1 protein-coding gene is annotated in these 2,026 nt (G+C 69.0%); it reads right to left on the reverse strand.

Annotation, left to right across the window (positions count from 1 at the left end; all coding sequences use genetic code 11):
• Nucleotides 1-107: 107 nt before the first annotated feature.
• A complete protein-coding gene (locus tag ACRX5W_RS29765) occupies nt 108-1,271 on the reverse strand; it encodes an ABC transporter substrate-binding protein (protein ID WP_436791469.1) in 1,164 nt (387 codons plus the stop codon).
• Between the last annotated feature and the right edge of the window lie 755 nt (nt 1,272-2,026).

Raw genomic sequence — 2,026 nt, forward strand, 5'->3', positions numbered from 1 at the left:
CCCCCGTACCGGACCACGTCGCCCGCAACCGCCTCGTCGACACACAGCCACGCCTGCCGACGAACCGCCTCCAGCGGGCGACGTAACCGGTGGTTCGTGCGGAACGCCTACTGGAGGTCGTTCGCGCTCTTGCCGACGTCGGCCAGCGTCACCGGCTTGCCGTAGTCACCGGTGAGCTTGTACGACGCGATGTCGCAGCGGTACGCGCCCTGGGTCGGCTGGAACTCCGGGGCGGGCTTCCAGCCCTCCGCGGTCGCCTTCTCGATGTTCATGCACTTGGCCGGGCCGTCCTGGACCGACAGGTCGAGGGGCGCCTGCAAGCCGCCCCCGGTCCACGCGGTCTCCTTGCGCGCCGCCTCGACCAGGCACTTGCGCGTCAGGTCGTCACCGCAGCTCGCGGCGGACTTCGCGAACAGCAGCCACGAGGAGAACGCCTTCACGGCCGGCAGCGTGACCTCGGCCCCGGGCGCGTACTTCGCGAACAGGTCGAGGACCTGCTTGGTCGCCGCGTTGGAAGCCGCGTTCTCCAGCGGGTAGGTGCCGCTGATGTCCGCGAGGTTGTTCTGCGCGTTCAGGACCGCGGGACCCGCGAGTTCGAGGAACGACTTGCCGTACGCGTTGCTGTTGGCGTCGACCCAGTCGAGCTTGTAGTCCATGTTCGTCAGTTCCTGCTCCAGCTTCGCGAGCGACTTGTAGTCGCCCATGAAGATGAGGCCCTTGACGCCCTTGCTCTTGATGTTCTGCGCGTACGGCGTCCAGTTGGACACGCCCGCCGCCGGGTACAGCTCGGTGTACGACATCGGCGTGCCCAGCGACTGGAAGAACTCCGCGCGCTGGTCCACCGACACCTTCGTCACCGGCGAGTCACCGGCGATGATGCCGACCGCGTTCGCGGTCTGCGGGTACGCCTGCTTCACCAGCCACTCGTAGAAGCCCGCGTACCGGAAGTACGACGGCCCGCCCGGCTGCACGGTGAGCTGGAGGTCCGAGCCCTCGTTCTGCCGCTGGGTCGACTGCGAGGGGAACTCCGGCAGCATGCACGCCACCCGCTCCTTCGCACCCATGCCGTCCAGCGCCGCGCTACCGCCGACCAGCGCGAAGTCGTCGCGGCAGGCCTCCGCGATCCGCTGGCGGACCTCAAGCATCTTGGTGTCGCGGATCGTCGCGTCGATCTTGCGCCCGTTGATGCCGCCCAGGTCGTTGCACCAGCCGGTGAACGCCTTTGCGGCGGCTTCGTATTCGTGGTTCTTGGTGAAGCCGACGTCCGACATGACGCCGACCTTGATCTTGTCGGCGGTGACGCCTTGGGCCGACGCCTTGGTCGAGTTGCCCGAGCNGCCTTTGCGGCGGCTTCGTATTCGTGGTTCTTGGTGAAGCCGACGTCCGACATGACGCCGACCTTGATCTTGTCGGCGGTGACGCCTTGGGCCGACGCCTTGGTCGAGTTGCCCGAGCCGCACACGTTCTTCAGGTCACCGAAGTCGGCGGATACGGGCGTGTTCGCCGTAGGGTTCGCGCCCGCCCCTTCACTGCGGTCGGACTCGCCGCCCCGATCGGCGCATCCGGCCGCCGCGAACAGCGCGGCCACCAGCGCGAGGCTGGTGATGGTCTTGGTGGGTCTCACGGGTTGGCTCCTCGGTGCTGTCCGGCGTCCCTGACGACGCCGGCCTTGTTCTCCTTGGCGGTAACGCCCTCTTCGGGCGGGCCCGGCGGTGCCGGGGGTGGCGCACGTGCTTCAGATCGCCGGAGCCGCCTCGTCGTGCGAGTACGCGTGCCCGCAGGAGCGGGCGACGTGGTCGCGGAAAACGCCGTTGCACGCTTTTGGCGCGCGCGGCAACGGCCGAAGACCCCCCGAGAGGCCGGCGATGTCGGATGGAAATGTGCTGGTGGTGCTGGGTGGTCGGCGCTCAGGGCGTCGGTCGCCCGGGCGCGGGGGTTGAGAACGGATCCGGGCCGCGGGTCAGCCGCCGCGGGTCGCGACGAGCGCGCCTCGGTTGACCTTGGTGGCGGCGCTGCGCGGGACGGC

The sequence above is a fragment of the Yinghuangia sp. YIM S10712 genome, from assembly GCF_051388935.1.
Classification (GTDB): domain Bacteria; phylum Actinomycetota; class Actinomycetes; order Streptomycetales; family Streptomycetaceae; genus Yinghuangia.

What these genes read in the sequence shown, in the direction of transcription:
- ACRX5W_RS29765 (WP_436791469.1), bottom strand. Translation starts at nt 1,271, where the DNA reads ATGTCGGACGTCGGCTTCACCAAGAACCACGAATACGAAGCCGCCGCA.